Here is a 1,813-nt window from a genome sequence, read left to right on the forward strand (position 1 = left end):
TGCGGTAGCACTGAGATCAATTGAATATTGTGGCTCAGCGGAGCGGAACGCAAATAAAAGGTTTTCACGTTGTTCGCTGGAATCACAAAAGGTTGATTAACAATATCATTCTCCCGTAAAGCAAAAGTTTTCACTTCCCGGCTAACGGGCTTCTTTGTAAAATAGAGCTTTACAGTAGACTGGTCGGTATCGGGCACACCGGAAGGCGCGTAATGAACGTTGAATATTAAGTCACTATTCTTTTTCAGTGGCTTACCAGTACCATCAGGAAAGACAATTGGTAAGTTACCCGGCACCCAGCCATACATAAATTCATCAGCCAATGGTGTCTTCTGAAACTCCTTAATCCGGGGATCGTACTCCGACATGCGGTCAATGCCCCGAATTTTGTTAGTCGTGTCGACCATAATACGGCTGTGGTGTACATAGCGGCGGTTGCCTGGCTCAAACTCAATTGCCTTCAGATACACATCTTTTTTCAAATTAGTTGGTACGCTAAAGAAACGGAAATCTTCAATACCCGTGTCGGAAATTTCGTAGGGTTGCGTCATAGGTAGTACTAAATCCGGCTCCATATCCAGATGCGGATTATTGGCGAAGGTAGGTGGAGGCGGTGCCTTTTGCGGATCACCTTGAGGTGCTCCATTTTCTACCCATACTTTAATTAAGTTGATTTCATGTGGCTTAAGCAGTCGTTCATTTTTGTACCGTTGAAAGGTAGGGTCAGCTTTCCAGGGGGGCATGTAGCGAGTTCCGGTCACGCGCTGAATAAAATCAGCTCGTTTGGCTACATCCTGGTAGGTAATTAAGGGGAAGGGGCCAATTCCACCCTTATGGTGACAGGGAGCACAATTGCGGTGAACAATATGCACCACATGATCATTAAAAGTAATCTGATTTTGGGCATAAGCATAGTTCATCAGACTGTAGCCTACTCCAAATAAAATAAAGCAAATCCAGCTTTTTATTGTTTTTTGTCTTAGCTCATTAAATACCATAAGATTGTTAGCATCACTATCGCACCTACTATCCAACATCCAGTCTCTCTATTTTTATCGTTCTTCTTTAATCGACTTGTATGTTCAGTAGCGCGCTGTTTTGGTAAAAAGAACCCCCGCCACGCATTTTCGGGTACCGAAAGAAGCCAAACCTCTTCACAATTATTACAGCGGTAACAAAACTGCGATTCAAAAATCAAATTAAAATCAGATTGGTAACTATCTATAATTGCCAGTTTATCTTGATCACACTTCTGCCAAATCTTGCTCTCGAACTCTTCGAAATCACGCTGATTGGCAAATTCATCCGTTGAGAGATCAAGACATTCTGTACACATAGCCTCAATTCTCGTTCAAATTTGCCCTGGTTCAATTTTTCCTTAGCCTTACCTATAACACGCCGAAAACAAAATAATAATTTCTATTTAACCGATTTTTTACTCTGTAAAGTGCGTTAATATCAAAAATAGGTAATTTTCAATAATCTTATGCGCTACACTGCAGCAGTATTCACCATTTTCCTAGGAGTAGCTCCTCTTTCAACCATTGTTGGACAAGTTATTCACTGGCCGCAGGACACCTTTCAGACAATTACTCAGCAGGACTTTACGCTGCAACAAATCCGCGGCCGATCAGCCACGGTAGTCTTATTTATGGACCCTGAGTGTCCGGTGACTCAAAAATATGGCGCAACGCTGCGTAAGCTTTATAGTGAGTGGCAAGATAAGAATGTAGCGGTGGTAGCGGTGTATCCGGTGGTAGGTATTGACAACGAGACTATTGCCGAGTTTGCCCAAGACTATCGCTACAATTTC

General features: G+C 42.6%; 2 protein-coding genes. One reads left to right on the plus strand and one right to left on the minus strand.

Annotation, left to right across the window (positions count from 1 at the left end; genetic code table 11):
- A partial coding sequence (locus WBA23_RS13565) for a c-type cytochrome (protein WP_424582815.1) occupies positions 1 to 1,037 on the minus strand: 1,037 nt, incomplete at its 3' end.
- A 449-nt stretch (positions 1,038 to 1,486) separates the two neighbouring features.
- Between WBA23_RS13565 and WBA23_RS13570 the strand changes: the two genes are divergently transcribed.
- Positions 1,487 to 1,813, plus strand: a 327-nt coding sequence (locus WBA23_RS13570; protein ID WP_424582816.1) for a peroxiredoxin family protein, incomplete at its 3' end; no start/stop codon positions are given.

Source organism: Tunicatimonas sp. (assembly GCF_049647865.1).
Lineage (GTDB): Bacteria > Bacteroidota > Bacteroidia > Cytophagales > Cyclobacteriaceae > Tunicatimonas.